Source organism: Bradyrhizobium sp. USDA3010, assembly GCF_056429065.1.
The window spans coordinates 1-13,816 of sequence record NZ_JBWJZD010000080.1 but is presented as its reverse complement, the minus strand read 5'-3'; the positions used below and the strand labels follow the sequence as shown (position 1 = coordinate 13,816).

13 protein-coding genes are annotated in these 13,816 nt (G+C 59.3%); 3 read left to right on the top strand and 10 right to left on the bottom strand.

The window, feature by feature from the left end; all coding sequences use genetic code 11:
• Positions 1 to 442 precede the first annotated feature (442 nt).
• The 7 genes from AC066Y_RS42030 to glmS all read right to left on the bottom strand — a co-directional run bounded on the left by AC066Y_RS42030 (position 443) and on the right by glmS (position 6,402).
• Positions 443 to 565 (bottom strand): hypothetical protein, encoded by a 123-nt coding sequence (locus AC066Y_RS42030; RefSeq protein WP_283805538.1) that lies wholly within the window; start codon positions 563 to 565, stop codon positions 443 to 445.
• A 595-nt stretch (positions 566 to 1,160) separates the two neighbouring features.
• Positions 1,161 to 1,613: a hypothetical protein gene (locus tag AC066Y_RS42025; RefSeq protein WP_478278970.1), complete on the bottom strand. Its 453-nt coding sequence runs from the start codon at positions 1,611 to 1,613 to the stop codon at positions 1,161 to 1,163.
• A 110-nt stretch (positions 1,614 to 1,723) separates the two neighbouring features.
• A complete protein-coding gene (locus AC066Y_RS42020) occupies positions 1,724 to 2,029 on the bottom strand; it encodes a hypothetical protein (protein WP_478278969.1) in 306 nt (101 codons plus the stop codon).
• Positions 2,026 to 3,264 (bottom strand): tyrosine-type recombinase/integrase, encoded by a 1,239-nt coding sequence (locus AC066Y_RS42015; protein WP_478278968.1) that lies wholly within the window; start codon positions 3,262 to 3,264, stop codon positions 2,026 to 2,028. Before AC066Y_RS42015 ends, AC066Y_RS42020 begins: the two co-directional genes overlap by 4 nt.
• Before the next feature lie 103 nt (positions 3,265 to 3,367).
• Positions 3,368 to 3,523, bottom strand: a complete 156-nt coding sequence (tnpB, locus tag AC066Y_RS42010; protein ID WP_456718533.1) for an IS66 family insertion sequence element accessory protein TnpB — start codon at positions 3,521 to 3,523, stop codon at positions 3,368 to 3,370.
• Positions 3,520 to 3,963 (bottom strand): IS66-like element accessory protein TnpA, encoded by a 444-nt coding sequence (gene tnpA / locus AC066Y_RS42005; protein ID WP_478278967.1) that lies wholly within the window; start codon positions 3,961 to 3,963, stop codon positions 3,520 to 3,522. Before tnpA ends, tnpB begins: the two co-directional genes overlap by 4 nt.
• Positions 3,964 to 4,575: 612 nt before the next feature.
• Entirely contained in the window at positions 4,576 to 6,402 is a 1,827-nt protein-coding gene (gene glmS / locus AC066Y_RS42000) for a glutamine--fructose-6-phosphate transaminase (isomerizing) (RefSeq protein WP_478278966.1), read from the bottom strand.
• A 931-nt stretch (positions 6,403 to 7,333) separates the two neighbouring features.
• On the opposite strand from glmS, the gene gmd reads away from it, so the two are divergent.
• Both gmd and fcl read left to right on the top strand, forming a co-directional pair.
• Positions 7,334 to 8,419, top strand: coding sequence for a GDP-mannose 4,6-dehydratase (gene gmd / locus AC066Y_RS41995; RefSeq protein WP_478278965.1), 1,086 nt, complete (start codon positions 7,334 to 7,336; stop codon positions 8,417 to 8,419).
• Positions 8,400 to 9,359 carry a GDP-L-fucose synthase gene (gene fcl, locus AC066Y_RS41990; protein ID WP_478278964.1) on the top strand — a complete coding sequence of 320 codons (960 nt, stop codon included), beginning with the start codon at positions 8,400 to 8,402 and terminating at the stop codon, positions 9,357 to 9,359. Before gmd ends, fcl begins: the two co-directional genes overlap by 20 nt.
• Before the next feature lie 330 nt (positions 9,360 to 9,689).
• Here fcl and AC066Y_RS41985 read toward each other — a convergent pair whose 3' ends face one another.
• The 3 genes from AC066Y_RS41985 to AC066Y_RS41975 form a co-directional block, all read right to left on the bottom strand.
• The gene (locus AC066Y_RS41985; RefSeq protein WP_456724964.1) at positions 9,690 to 10,829 is read right to left on the bottom strand and encodes an MFS transporter; all 1,140 of its coding nucleotides are present in this window, start codon (positions 10,827 to 10,829) and stop codon (positions 9,690 to 9,692) included.
• A 43-nt stretch (positions 10,830 to 10,872) separates the two neighbouring features.
• Entirely contained in the window at positions 10,873 to 11,022 is a 150-nt protein-coding gene (locus tag AC066Y_RS41980; RefSeq protein WP_478278963.1) for a hypothetical protein, read from the bottom strand.
• A gap of 973 nt (positions 11,023 to 11,995) precedes the next feature.
• The gene (locus AC066Y_RS41975; protein ID WP_478278962.1) at positions 11,996 to 12,946 is read right to left on the bottom strand and encodes a sulfite exporter TauE/SafE family protein; all 951 of its coding nucleotides are present in this window, start codon (positions 12,944 to 12,946) and stop codon (positions 11,996 to 11,998) included.
• Positions 12,947 to 13,332: 386 nt separating this feature from the next.
• Here AC066Y_RS41975 and AC066Y_RS41970 point away from each other — a divergent pair, with 386 nt between their 5' ends.
• Positions 13,333 to 13,551: a hypothetical protein gene (locus AC066Y_RS41970; protein WP_478278961.1), complete on the top strand. Its 219-nt coding sequence runs from the start codon at positions 13,333 to 13,335 to the stop codon at positions 13,549 to 13,551.
• Positions 13,552 to 13,816: the final 265 nt, after the last annotated feature.

The following is a 13,816-nucleotide window of genomic DNA, read 5'->3' as shown; positions in this document are numbered from 1 at the left end:
GTTGCCCGCTCCGAACCGGGATCAACCCATCACCGCGCGCCGGCGGCGTCAATCATCCCGACCGCGCTATCCAGAGCATTCCGCGCAAGTCAAGCCCAGGCACCCGTGATCCTCTCGTGACGCTCACAGTTGGAGCGAGGACGCCCGCAGGTGCTGCTTCACGGCAAGGGACGCCGAGATCGCGTCGTTCCCATTCCTAAGGATCTGGTGCGATCGCTGACGGACCTATTGAGCGAACGCGGCCTCGCCAATCATGGTAGGGTCGAGGACTGGCGCGCCAACAGGTCTCTCGACCGTGCCACGTTTCCAGACTTCGCAATTACAATTAATCGACTACTCAAGATCGGCCCGTGGTCAGGCTTCATCCGCCCTGAATCGCGACGCAGAGCCACTGAGTTTGGTCGCGTTCCATGCCAAGCCGCACCGCATCGAAAGATCCTGATCACGGAAACGCCTCAAGAAAGCAACGAGTAAACCCTTGCTCGTGCTTCAGGTGGATGATCCGATCGAACCTGGCGCGAAACAGGTCGCCTTCCCCCGTCGTTTCCGGCTTCTTCGGGCGCATCGCGCGCCTCCGCTACGAAGGAATCACGGCTGGCTATTCTGCAGGCTTTCCGGCTTTCCGCCGTGAAAAGCTTGCAATCTCGTATCGCAGCGGGGCCAAAAACCGACTCTCACTCAACGGCTTGGACACTTCTTCACGGACGACACTTATGAAGACGCCCCGGCGAGCGCGGCGCCGGACTGCGCGCCTCGCCCTGTCGTTTCACCGAATTTAGTTCTCTCTTTATTTGCCCGCGTCAGCTTACGGACAGCTAAGCTTCTTATCAGCGGAGTCAGGTCTAACGACCTGAACACAATGCAACATCCATAGGAGTGTGGTCGTCATGTACGGTCGAATTAACAATTGGTCGGATGTTCCATCCGATGATGAATATCATCGCGCAAGCTCCCCGGAGCGCGGGAATGCCGACGACTTCGCGGACACATTCTCTAGAATGCGATTGCAGGATTCCGACGCGAGCTCATCCTCGGGTCCAAGTTATTACAACAATCCAAGACCTCCTATTATCGAGATCAACCAAGAGAGATTCCGGCGAGAGGTGAGGACTTTTCATGGCGAAGAAATCAATCATATCGCCAACAATCCACAGGAATACTCACAATTTGTATCCGAAAGGGCTAGGCGCACGGCGGACGTCGCTAGGGATTTTGGCCTCCGAAGAGATTCGGACGCCGCCCGATATTACAGCTACCAACTCGGAAATAGGAGCGTCGGTCTCCAAAGAACGGAAGGCGGATTTCCTATGACTGACTTCAACAGCCAAGGCTGGCGAGAACAGTTTCCCGGTCGAACTGACGTCACGTCCATCGTGGATTTCCAGGTTGCTCATCCGCTCGTTTCGAATGCCGGCGATATTCTGCTCGAGCATCAACTTCGGCGAGACGGCGAACGGCCTCTGGTGAACTGGCGTCCTGCGAATGACGAAGCGAGAACCCGGGCAGAACAAATGGGCTTCGTCCATGTGGACCGAGACGATATGGTACTTGACCCAACCCGGTCCGGACCCTGGAGATACAGGGACGGTGAATGGCAGCGTGATACCCAGCATTCGACGTATCTCTCAAAATGCGCCAGCGATACTGAACCATCGTCAGAGCCCGACTCGGATGGAGACTTTATGTGACGTGAGATCTCCACCAATCCATGAACGAGGTGGAGCTAGGAGCGCAGAGGGAAAGCTTTGCGCTCCAAGACCTTGGTCTGGGGGGCGTAGACGACCAGATACCCGCAGAATCGGCGGAACACACCGTGACGGACCGCGCGGCTGTCGGCGGCGCCACCGAACGACAGGACGAAGTCCAGCAACATCGTCCGGGTGGTGGGCGCACCCAGCTGAGATCGCTCGACGTAGCGAACGAAAGCCCGCGGCGTGCCGGCTTGCTTGTTGAAGGCGTAGCCGAGGGAGCGGCGCAGCTCGATGTAGCGCTCGACCTTGTCGTCGAGGAATGCGGCGAAGGCGGTCATGCGGAGCCTCCCGGAGAGGGGAGCGCGACCTCAGCGAGCTGCGAGGCCGCGACCTTCACGTACAGCGCCGTTGTGTTGATGCTCCGGTGCCCTAGAAGATCGGCGACCTCGTTGATCGGCCTTCGTCGCCCCACGAGCTGGGTGGCTAGACTGTGGCGCAGGAGATGTGCGCCTCCGACGCGACCGAGCTCGATCCCACCATGCTGCAATCGCTTCCGCACGATCCTCGAAACAGACGACGCGTACTTGAATGGTCCCGCGGGCGGCGTGAAGGACAGGAACAGATGCTTACTATCGACCTTCGGTCTAGCCCGCAGGATATAGTCGGCGAGCGCGGCGCCGGTCTCCTCGATGAGCGAGGCCACTCGGTCACGCTTGCCCTTGGTGCGCCGGACAAAAAACTCACCAGCTCGCCAGTCGATATCCCGGAGCTGAAGAGCGCGTAGCTCGCCGTTGCGAATGCCTGTGGTGGCGAGCAACAACAGAACAGCTCGATCGCGAAGGTCGATCGGCGTCACCTTGCCGATCGCATCGATGGCGCGGCGAACATCATCCCACGAAAGCCGGGGCGGTAAATGGGCCAGTCGCCAATATGGCGTTCTTGGAACGATGGGAGCCAGATCCTGCTCGTGGTGACCACCACAATGCAGAAAGCGGAGAAACGTTCGGATGTGAGAGATCGCCGCCGTGCGAGTGCCGGAGGTCGCCGAGAGCGACAGCCGATACTCGACAGCGGCAAGGACATGCTCTGCCGTCAACGCCTCGAGGTCTTGGCCAGGATGGCGATGGTGGAGCCAATCCAGAAAGCGCCGTGCGCCCAAGAGAACGCCATCGCGGGACCTTGGCTCAAGGCCTCGTACCCTGCTCAGATAGTGAGAAAAGGAGCGCAAAAGCGGAGCGTCCGGATCATCGACTACAATGGGCGTCGAAGCAATGAATCGTTCGGGCGCCACCCGTCGCGCGTGTTGGATCGCAGACACTGCCGCAATCCGTGGTGAGTCCGTGGTGAATGTGCATAGATAGCTATCGACGATAGCTTCGCCGATCGGCCGTGAACCGCAATGTGCTGCAGCAAAACGGCCGAACCGCGCGATCCGGCTCAGATAAAGCTTAGCGGATGCTTGCTTGTAACCGAGCGAGAAAAAGTGCCCCGCGATGCGATCCATCTCGGCGCCGAGCGCCCCGTCACGAAGGCGTTTAAGCACCCCGCGGTACGAAAAATAGAACGCGAGCATTGTGCCCCTCCGGCGTTACGGCGCAGGGGGATCCCGCGTCCGCACGAGGGGCACAAAATATTATGTGGCGGAGGAATCCAGCCGTGGCCGGCCCTGGCTGGCGTTAGGGCGCCTCCGCCACATAATCTCGTCCGACACATAAGAACGGATCGGCTCCAAAGGCCTCGCTCACCAGCATCGCCAGCGAGTCCATGCCGCGGCGGAAATCGACCGGCTGCGTCGCAATCCAGATCGACAACCCAGCTCGAAGCCCGATCATCGACCAGCCGTCCCGACCGCCGCCAGCACCTCGCACAGTGCCTGCCGGTCGACTGTCCCCCTAACACGGATGCCAACCGCGCCGACCTCGATCTCGATCGTCGCCTGCTCCTCACTAGGGCCGCCACGGCCGGTGATCGCGATCGGCACAAAGCCAACTGGCATGCCTCTGTCCCCGTGCTCCGCGACCTGCGACCGCGTGGCCTGGCGACGCCACTGGAACAACAAGCTTGGACTGATGTCGTGTCGCCGCGCTACCGCGGACACGCTCGCACCCGGCGCAAAATTCTCCGCGACAATCGTCGCCTTTGCATCGGTCGACCAGCGCCGACGCCGGCCCGTCCCGGTGATGATCTCGACACGCTGCAGCGTGTCAGCGCCGTGTTCGAGGATAGGTAAATGCCTATCCTTATCGCTATCCTTACGACTATCCTTGGACATTGTGACCTCGCGACAAACCATTCCGCGAGATCTTCCTAGCCGACCAGATCAACCTTCAGCGCGTGGTCTCCGCATGACGCTCACCATGCTCAAGTTGGCCGAAATGGCGCGCATGCTGGCATTTTGAAAAAAGTCAGTTGCCGCGCCTACGCGCTGCCAATGAGCTAGCCGCGGCGGAGGAGCCCGAAGCTCCCTACGCCGGTCCGCTCGTCGGTTTCGGCAAGGGCGCGAGGATACCGAGCATCGGCTCTGAATCGGCTTCAGGCTGATTTGGCCCTGTAGGAAGAGGGGCCTGGCCCCCATCGGCATTAGTCAGGGGTTACGATGATGACCCAAACAAGATTGAATCTGCTCGTCCAGCTAATCGGTCTATGACTGACCTGTTGATGCCGGGATCGTTCTCCTTCGAAGCTCACCTGTCTGGCCGATCAGCGGAGCCAGGGGCGGCGCAACAGGATTGCGTGAGCGCGCAACCAGACAGAAGCTTCAAGCAACTTCGGATGCAACTATATCGATAACTTGTCCGGTTCCGTCATCCACAACCAACACAACGGAAAGCAAACCCAACAGCCCGATGCCGAGGCGGGAGGCTCCGACATTACCACTGCGGCTTCATTCGACAGTCACCGATTTGGCGAGATTACGTGGCTGATCTACGTCCGCGCCTCTTACGAGGGCGGCATGGTAAGCCAAGAGCTGAAGCGGAATGGCATAGACCATCGGCGCAAAGTTTGCGACCATCTCCGGCAGCACAATGGTCATGAGTGTGTCTAGCGTCGCTTCCAAAGCGCCCTTCGCATCGGTGATCAGAACGATCTTGCCGCCGCGAGCTGCAACTTCTTGCATATTCGATACGGTCTTCTCGAAGAGCTCGTCGTAAGGCGCAATCATCACCACAGGCACGGCCTCATCGATCAAGGCGATCGGTCCGTGCTTGAGCTCGCCGGCGGCATAACCTTCTGAGTGAATATAGGAAATTTCCTTCAACTTGAGTGCGCCTTCCAACGCCAGGGGGGCCGACGTGCCACGGCCGAGATAGAGCACGTCCCTCGAGTTGGCGATATCACCCGCGAGCTTTTCGATCTGCGGCTCGATCAACAGCGCCGCAGCAATCAACCGCGGCACTTCGATGAGCTCGCGCACGAGCTTCGATTCATGGATCTCTGACAGCTTACCGCGCTCTTTTCCTGCTGCGACGGCAAGCACCGCCAATACCATCAGCTGGCAGATGAATGCCTTCGTAGAAGCGACGCCGATTTCTGGCCCCGCCAGCGTCGGCAGCATGGATTCGCTCTCGCGCGCAATCGTCGACGTCGGGACGTTGACCACAGATATTGTGTGCAGGCCTTGGCTCTTGGCGTATCGCAACGCAGCTAGTGTGTCAGCGGTTTCGCCGGACTGCGAGATGACGATCACGAGATCGCCCTGGCGCAAAGGCGCCTCCCTGTAGCGGAACTCGGAGGCGACATCGATATCGACAGGCAAGCGAGCCAACCGCTCGAACCAGTATTTGGCGATGTGACCGGCATAATTTGCCGTTCCGCACGCGGTAATTGAGATGCGCTGAATGGAGTTAAAATCGAACGGCAATGCGAGCGGCAGGGCTACGCGCTCGCCTGCGGTATCAAGATAATGCGCCAGTGTTTTGCACGCCGCTCTCGGCTGCTCGTGAATTTCCTTGGCCATGAAATGGCGATAGTTCTCTTTATCCACAAGGAGTGACGATACGCCAGGCTTTGATGTCTCCCGCTGGACGACGGAGCCGTCTGCGCCATAGATCACGCAGATCGCGCGGGTAAGCACGGCCCAGTCGCCGTCTTCAAGATAGGTAATGGTGTCCGTCAACGGCGCGAGCGCGATCGCGTCCGACCCCAAATACACTTCGCCGTTGCCATGTCCGATCGCGAGGGGCGATCCCTTGCGCGCACCGATCAAAAGGTCGTCGTGGGCCTTGAAGAGGAATGCAAGCGCGAAGGCTCCGCGCAGCCGCGGGAGCGAGGCTTGCACTGCATCCTGCGGCGAGTAGCCATTCTTGAGATAAGATTCGACGAGATGCGCCACCACCTCCGTGTCCGTCTCTGAGCGGAAGTTGGCCCCATCCCGCTCCAGCTCGGCTCGCAACTCGCGGAAGTTTTCAATGATCCCGTTATGAACGACCGCGACATTTTCCGTAGCATGCGGATGAGCATTGCTCTCGGTCGGTTTTCCATGAGTCGCCCAGCGGGTATGACCGATACCGGTATGACCCGCGGGCGGACAATAGCGCAGCCGCTCCTCAAGGTTTCTCAGCTTACCTTCAGCCCGCCGGAGCTCGATATGTAGCCCTTCGAGCGTCGCAAGGCCTGCGGAGTCGTAGCCACGATATTCCAATCGCTTGAGCGAAGCGACCAACTGCCCGACGACCGGACCACGCCCCAAGATGCCGACAATTCCACACATATCGACTAATGCCGCCCAAGCTCAAAGAGCCCGACGTCCCCGACAGGAAATCTGGTCATGAAATTCGCTTTCGACAAAAACTGACTTTCGCTGGATAGCGACGATGGCGTCATTGCCGCACGAGGCCGCCGCAAGGATACGTCGCGCAAGTAGTGTGGCGTCACCTTACAACGTCCTGCTCTCGCATTCACGCAACCGTTCTAGGGTTTGTCGCGCTGGTGTAATAGGCTCATCAGCCTCTGACGGTTTCCAGCTATGTTGGTCGGGATGAGACTAATTGATTGCCACCGAAGCTCCATTGTACGAACGTAAGCTTTCGATATCGAACTTATTCGAAGAACTATACCAACGTTTGCTGCATTCTCACATTTCGTGCTTGCGTCGACCATCCGCCGCTTACGCGAACGGGCCGTCAGCAGAAGAGCGATGATCATCGTCGATGATCCTGCCGCCCAAACTATGGGTTCCGTTCAGAAGAAAGATCGGGGCATTTTGTAGGGCTAACGTTGTTGATGCGCAGGCTTCGCCGTGCGCTGGCTTGCGTGCCAGAGTTCGGACGAATACATCGACTACCGCGGCTTCAGCAAGTCACCCTCTTGCACCATGGCCACACCGAGCGAATGCACGCATGCGCCCAATGAAAGATAGAGAACACAGACTTTCGGCCTCTCTCATTGACGTGCGCACGTAGCGGGGTTTGTCATCTGCGATGGTTCGTCGGCTTTCATTTTGAAGCTCGATGGCAGTCCCCCCTGCAGCACGATATAAATCAATGTATATAGTGTGCGTTCCTGCACGATGTGTATGACTAGATCTAACGATCGGCTTCCTCTGATTGCGGGTGAAGTGCGCCGGCGGATTTCTCGAGAAGCCCGTTTCGCGAGGGACGATTCGAAGGGAAGCTTTCTTTCCAGCGCAGCTAAGAGAGACCATGGCGGTTCAGGATTCGAAGCGGCGCGTTGCGCTGATCACCGGCATCACCGGGCAGGACGGCGCGTACCTCGCCGAATATCTGCTTGGGCTCGGCTATACCGTGCACGGGGTCAAGCGCCGCTCGTCCTCGTTCAACACCGCCCGCGTCGACCATCTCTACCAGGATCCGCATGCCGGCAACGTGCCGTTCCTGATGCACTACGGCGACATGACCGATTCGACCAATCTGATCCGGCTGATGCAGCAGCTCCGGCCGACCGAGATCTACAACCTCGCCGCCCAGAGCCACGTCCAGGTCAGTTTCGAGAGCCCGGAATACACCGCCAACGCCGACGCCATCGGCGTGCTGCGCCTGCTGGAGGGGATCCGCATCCTCGGCATGGAAAAGGAGACCCGGTTCTACCAGGCCTCGACCTCGGAGCTGTACGGGCTCGTGCAAGAGGTGCCGCAGAAGGAGACCACGCCGTTCTATCCGCGTTCGCCCTATGGCGTCGCCAAGCTCTACGGCTACTGGATCACGGTGAACTACCGTGAGGCCTACGGCATGTTCGCCAGCAACGGTATCCTGTTCAACCACGAGAGCCCGATCCGCGGCGAGACCTTCGTGACGCGCAAGATCACCCGCGCCGTCGCCCGCATCGAGGTCGGCCTGGAGACCAAACTCTATCTCGGCAATCTCGATGCCAAGCGCGATTGGGGCCACGCCCGCGACTATGTCGAGGGCATGCACAAGATCCTGCTGGCGGACGAGCCCGGCGACTTCGTGCTCGCGACCGGCGAGACGCGCTCGGTCCGTGAGTTCGTCGAGCTGGCATTTGCCGAGGTCGGCCGCAGCATCGAGTGGCGCGGCAACGGCGTCGAGGAAGTCGGCGTCGACAAGGCGTCCGGCAACACCCTGGTTCAGATCGACCCGGCCTATTTCCGTCCGACCGAGGTCGATCTTCTGATCGGCGACGCCAGCAAGGCGCGCGCCAAGCTCGGCTGGGCGCCGAAGACGCCGTTCGCGCAGCTGGTGAAGGAAATGGTCGCCAGCGATCTCGTCGAGGCCAGGCAGGATGCGGCCAATGGCAAGCACGGCGTTTGAACTGAAGGGCAAGACGGTCTTCGTTGCCGGCCATCGCGGCATGGTCGGCTCGGCGCTGATGCGCCGTCTGGCGCGCGAACAGGCGGATCTGCTGACCGTGTCGCGCGGCGAGGTCGATTTGCGCGACCAGGCCGCGGTCAACGCCTGGTTTGCCGCGAAGCGGCCGCAGGCCGTGTTCCTCGCCGCCGCCAAGGTCGGCGGCATCGTCGCCAACAGCACGCTGCGCGCCGAATTCCTCTACGACAATCTGGCGATCTCGACCAATGTGATCCAGGCGGCCCACGCCAATGGATGCGAGAAACTGATGTTCTTCGGCTCGTCCTGCATCTATCCGCGCCTGGCGCCGCAGCCGCTGCGCGAGGATTCGATGCTGACCGGCCCGCTGGAGCCGACCAACGAGCCCTATGCCATCGCCAAGATCGCCGGCATCAAGATGGCCGAGGCCTATCGCAGCCAGTATGGCGCCGATTTCATCAGCGTGATGCCGACCAATCTCTACGGTCCCGGCGACAATTATCATCCCGAATACAGCCACGTCGTCGCCGCGCTGATCCGCCGCTTCCACGAGGCCAAGGTTTCGGGTGCAGGCAGCGTCGTGGTGTGGGGCACCGGCACGCCGCGCCGTGAATTCCTCTATGTCGACGATCTCGCCGACGCCTGCATTCATCTGATGAAGACCTATTCCTCGCCGGAGCTGGTCAATATAGGCACCGGCGAGGACATCACCATCGCCGAGTTCGCACTCATGGTCGCGGCCGCCATCGGCTTTCGCGGCGAGATCAGCTTCGACACCTCGCGCCCGGACGGCACGCCGCGCAAGTTGCTCGACGTCAGCCGGCTCGCCAAGCTTGGCTGGCGCGCGCAGACTTCACTGCAGGAGGGCATTCAGTTCGCGTATCGGGCGTATCTCGCCGACAGCAGATGGACGGCCCCAGAGTAACCGCGTGTCCCGACAAGCGGGCGCAGGGCCGATCCCAGAATTACTCGGCGGTGAACGTCCCAACATAGCCGGGCTATCCGCTCGCGCAAACGATCAACTTCGCCGCGCAGTCCACCCAGTTCGCTAACAACAGCGCTCGGTGGGACGCCCAACATCCGAGTGACCGGTGTGTCAAAGCCACGGCTCAGTCAGCCGACTTGCAGGGACAGAGGCATGATCGACGTGCTGTTCTACACGCATCAAGTTGCGAGCTATCGACGCTCGGCACGAACGCCGCCTCGCGACCGGCCACTAGCTCGACGCGTGTCGCTGTTGCCTCTGGACCGACGCTTAGAGAGACTCTGCCATCACCATCCGCGCCGACAGCGTCGCGATGCACATGAGCACGCCTAACATCGCGAACGCCAACGGCAAGCCGACCATGTGTGCGACGAGCCCGATGCTGGCGGGACCGACCAGTATACCCGCATACCCAGCTGTGGTGATGACTGCAATCGCAACGCCTACGGGCATCACTTTCTGTTTGCCGGCGCGTCGACACAGTACGGGTACAACATTTGAAATGCCCAATCCAATAAGCAGGAACCCCGCCATGGCAATCAACGCAATCGGCGCGGCCACCACAGCCAAGAAGCCGGTCAAGATTGGCACGGTCCCGAGCATCAATGTGGTACGGTCGCCGAGTCGAGCTACCATGGTATCTCCGCTGAGACGGCCTACGGTCATCGCAATTGAGAAGAGCATACAACCAAGGCCTCCGTGCGCCTCTGCGAGGAGGCCTTGTCCAACGAGAAGCAAAGCGCTCCAATCAAGCATTGCACCTTCGACGAGAAAGGTGATAGCCGCGAGTACGGCTACTAGCAACACACTGCGATTGGGCAAGACAAACAACGGTTCCTGCCGTCTCAAACTCATGGCGAGCAATCGCGGCCAAGCTGACATAATCGCGATCATCATTATGGCCGAACAGACCAACGTCGAGATAAGCGGGCCACACTGCAGCGAAAGGAACGAGGTCACCGCGGCAGAGCCGGTGAATTCGCCAATGCTGTACTGGGCGTGGAAGCCGGACATCAATGGACGTCCAGTGGCGTGCTCCAATTCGAGCGCATGAATATTCATGGCTACATCGATCGAACCAAGTGAAACACCGAAAGCAAACAGCATGGCACCGAGGCTGAGAGGTGTGCCGGCAACTGCAAGCCAGGGCAGGATGAGCGAGATGCCAAGCCCACCCGCGATGATGATGGGCTTGCTGCCATAGCGCGCATTCGACACACTGGTCGAAAGCATAGCGATGACGGACCCCGCTCCGAGACAGAGTAGCAGAAGACCAAGCACGCGGTTATCCACCCCGAGCCGCTCCTTCGCGAGCGGCACCAAAGGCGCCCAGGCCGCGAGGCCGAAGCCGGCCACAAAAAATGCGAGCCGCGTCCCGAGCAGGCCGGCAGACCAATTGGCAGATGGTATCACAGACGCTCCTGAGAGGACGGGCTCGCGAGCGCGGCGCCTCTCATCCGTGCGCGACGCCTGCAAGCGGCCCGAAGCTTGATGATGGCGGCATCAAGTTGACCATCTTCATCTCTGCAAATGCGATGCCGTCGCAAAACCGGCCCAGGTCCTGGGGCGCAAACGCCAAATGAGAGTGATTGTCGAGCTCCATCCGGCGTGTCGCGCAATCTTTCTGGGATAGACTAGCCCTACGAGCGACAATCGTCTTTGCTGGTACCCGACGGTCGGAAGCGCAAAGCTCACGGATCCCTGTCGCAAAACATACAAAGCCCAACGCGCCCGGCCCTGCACTGACTCACCTCGAACACGGTCGTCAGTTTTTATGACAGAACTTTTCAGCCAATCCGGAAGCTCTCATCATTTGCAACGGCCCTGCGTTGCAAGATCAATACAACGAGCATCACCAGAGCGGGCTTCCAGATCAACACCTAGCTTTGTTCGGCACTGTCGCGGAGGCCAAGGACTCGTGCATTCGTGCGGCGTGCGCGACGCCTCGGGCCTTGCGTCTGGCCTCTCCGCAAGCGCTTCCGTCACCCAATGAGCTCAGCGAATTGCCACCTCGTTATATGGGAGAGATTGCGCCGAATGCGACGATGGTAGAAGCTGAGCAGGCTGAACGTGCGCGCAGGGATCTCTCGGACGCAATTAAGTTCCCGCTGATGACGAAAAAGACATCTCCGCCGCTAAAGCCGCCGGGGACGATTGAGCCGTAGAAGGCGATGACCGATAGGACGGCGGCCGCGCGCAAGCCGTCAATGTCGGTCCGATACTTGTGAGATTCCATTTATTTCCAGCTTCAGGCTGGTGATTCCCTATGCCGTGCCAAATGTCTTCGCATTTCGGGTGATCCGCTCTTTCTGGGTAGTGTGCACTGACGAAGATCACCACCATTTCGAGTGGAACGGCGAGAACATCAGCCTCCAAATGTCCTGGGTTTTCCTCTGATTTTGGATATCTGGCCCGTGCGTTGGGTTGTCTTTGGAGCAATCAACCGGATGTCCATGTCGTTCCCGTCGACCCCGAAAAGGGCCAGCGCGGTGTCGCGAGCACATCAATGAGCTCTGCAATCGCTTGGCCAGGTCCAGGACGGGTGCCTTCGACATCGAGGCGCGCTCTGGCATCGTTCAAGCGCTTATATCCGCAGCTTGCCGAGGTCGCCGCTCAGACCAGCTCGAACGGCGCGTGGTAAGGAAGGAATATAGCAACCAAAGATCGATCAATATCGTCGCCGCTAGCACGCTATAAGCCCATGCGCTCTGCACTAGATTGAGCTCGATCAGAACCCGTGACAAACCGAAGCCCACGATCCAAGCATCGAAGCTCATGCAGATGCGTCGAAATATCTCCGGATCAAGTCGGCGAATGACGTAGGATCCCAGCGGGATGCCGAGCACAACGCTGGGTACTAAGACATGGAGAAGACTGCCGCTTTCGGAAATGAACAGACCGAGCTGGTAATAGACGAAAGCGGTCACGCTCGATTCCGCCACGCGCACCAGGGCAAGGCCGGCGCGAAATTCGTTTTTGACCAGGCCTTGGTTGTTAAGCAGCATCGCCAAGGGCGGGCCGGAGATAGTCGTCACCGAATAGAGGATGCCCAGCATCGATCCGAATGGCAGACCGATCAGCCAGCTTGCTTCGATAGGGCGGCGCCAACCGGCGGCTTGCAGCAGGATCAAAGGTAGAATGATCGTGTAGGTGGCGAATTTGATCCAGCCCGGCTGCAGTGAAGCCAATGCATAGCCGCCAAGCGCAATGCCTGGCAAGAGTCCAACCAAGATGGGAAACACGCGCCTCCAAACCGCCGGTACGCCCTTCAGATTGATGAGGAGCACGTAAACGTTGACGAAGACTTCGACGATGACAATGGCAGGATTGAGAATGCGATTGGTATAGAAAACCAGCGCAAGCGGCACAGTGAGCGACGAAAAACCGTAGCCGATGGCTCCGTTTACGAAAGCCGCAAAACACGTCGTTGCGGCCAGGAACCAGATAGAAGCATCAAACCCAGCCATTTCCTTAACTTTCTCACGCCAGATGGCGTCCAATCCCGTCGGGGAATCAGACGTAAACATTGGTCTTCAGGATTGTGAAAGATTCTGACCACTCGCTTACGAGCTCCCGCTGCCTTGATAATGGCGATGGCCGCGGTCAAGTGCAGAGCTTCTACATTTGCTCCCTGTTATGGGCTGCAGTTGTGCAACAAAAGCGGCGCTGTACTTCCCGCTACCTAACTAAATCACTCAGCATGCGCCTCGGTTTGCTCCACCAATGGTCTTCGTATCGAACCCGCAACTGTGTCGGCATCCGTATAAGCGCGGACAACCAGTTCTCCAACCCCACAGAATTACACTTGTCGGCAGCCACCCTAAGGCGGATCAGACTGGAGTTCATCTCTTTCAGCTAGCAATTCAACGCGGTCAGGCGAAAGCAAATAAATTCTCCTTCAAAGGTAATTTGGATGATGGAAAAGCTGCTTTTTGCTCGAGAGCGCATTAATTCTCTCCGCGCCCGGCGCGGTGAGCCAGCGTTCGGCTGCGGTGAACGTCGGCAATTCATCGTGGCGAAGCAACAGCGGATTGTTGACGCGTTCTTCGAGCGCCCGATGCGCACCAACCTCGGCAGCAATGGCGCGAAGATCTCGATGCAGGCCGTTCGCCACGCCGACATCTTGAAATGATCTTCTTTACCCTCGATGAGGTAGTCTTTTGCCGCGGGCGAACGATAGGTCGAGAGGAGCGCAGCCGCGAGGGACCGTCCTTTGGTCCCGTCACGAATTTCGGGCGCGTCAGATCACCGCGTTGCAAGTAACGCCCTGGCCTAGCCCGTCTTATTCATCAGCGGCTTGTTGAGAGGCTGGCGAGCGTGGCGTAAGCCGCTGAGGTGGCGTAGGATTCGGTTGCTGACACCCACCCTCCGCGCATCCGGGCCGCCACACTCGCCAT

Excerpts from the sequence above, each read along its gene's own strand:
- AC066Y_RS42030 (WP_283805538.1), bottom strand. The coding sequence starts at position 565 with ATGCGCCCGAAGAAGCCGGAAACGACGGGGGAAGGCGACCTGTTTCGC.
- AC066Y_RS42025 (WP_478278970.1), bottom strand. The coding sequence starts at position 1,613 with ATGCTGGGTATCACGCTGCCATTCACCGTCCCTGTATCTCCAGGGTCC.
- AC066Y_RS42020 (WP_478278969.1), bottom strand. The coding sequence starts at position 2,029 with ATGACCGCCTTCGCCGCATTCCTCGACGACAAGGTCGAGCGCTACATC.
- AC066Y_RS42015 (WP_478278968.1), bottom strand. The coding sequence starts at position 3,264 with ATGCTCGCGTTCTATTTTTCGTACCGCGGGGTGCTTAAACGCCTTCGT.
- tnpB (WP_456718533.1), bottom strand. The coding sequence starts at position 3,523 with ATGATCGGGCTTCGAGCTGGGTTGTCGATCTGGATTGCGACGCAGCCG.
- tnpA (WP_478278967.1), bottom strand. The coding sequence starts at position 3,963 with ATGTCCAAGGATAGTCGTAAGGATAGCGATAAGGATAGGCATTTACCT.
- glmS (WP_478278966.1), bottom strand. The coding sequence starts at position 6,402 with ATGTGTGGAATTGTCGGCATCTTGGGGCGTGGTCCGGTCGTCGGGCAG.
- gmd (WP_478278965.1), top strand. The coding sequence starts at position 7,334 with ATGGCGGTTCAGGATTCGAAGCGGCGCGTTGCGCTGATCACCGGCATC.
- fcl (WP_478278964.1), top strand. The coding sequence starts at position 8,400 with ATGGCAAGCACGGCGTTTGAACTGAAGGGCAAGACGGTCTTCGTTGCC.
- AC066Y_RS41980 (WP_478278963.1), bottom strand. The coding sequence starts at position 11,022 with ATGGAGCTCGACAATCACTCTCATTTGGCGTTTGCGCCCCAGGACCTG.
- AC066Y_RS41975 (WP_478278962.1), bottom strand. The coding sequence starts at position 12,946 with ATGTTTACGTCTGATTCCCCGACGGGATTGGACGCCATCTGGCGTGAG.
- AC066Y_RS41970 (WP_478278961.1), top strand. The coding sequence starts at position 13,333 with ATGATGGAAAAGCTGCTTTTTGCTCGAGAGCGCATTAATTCTCTCCGC.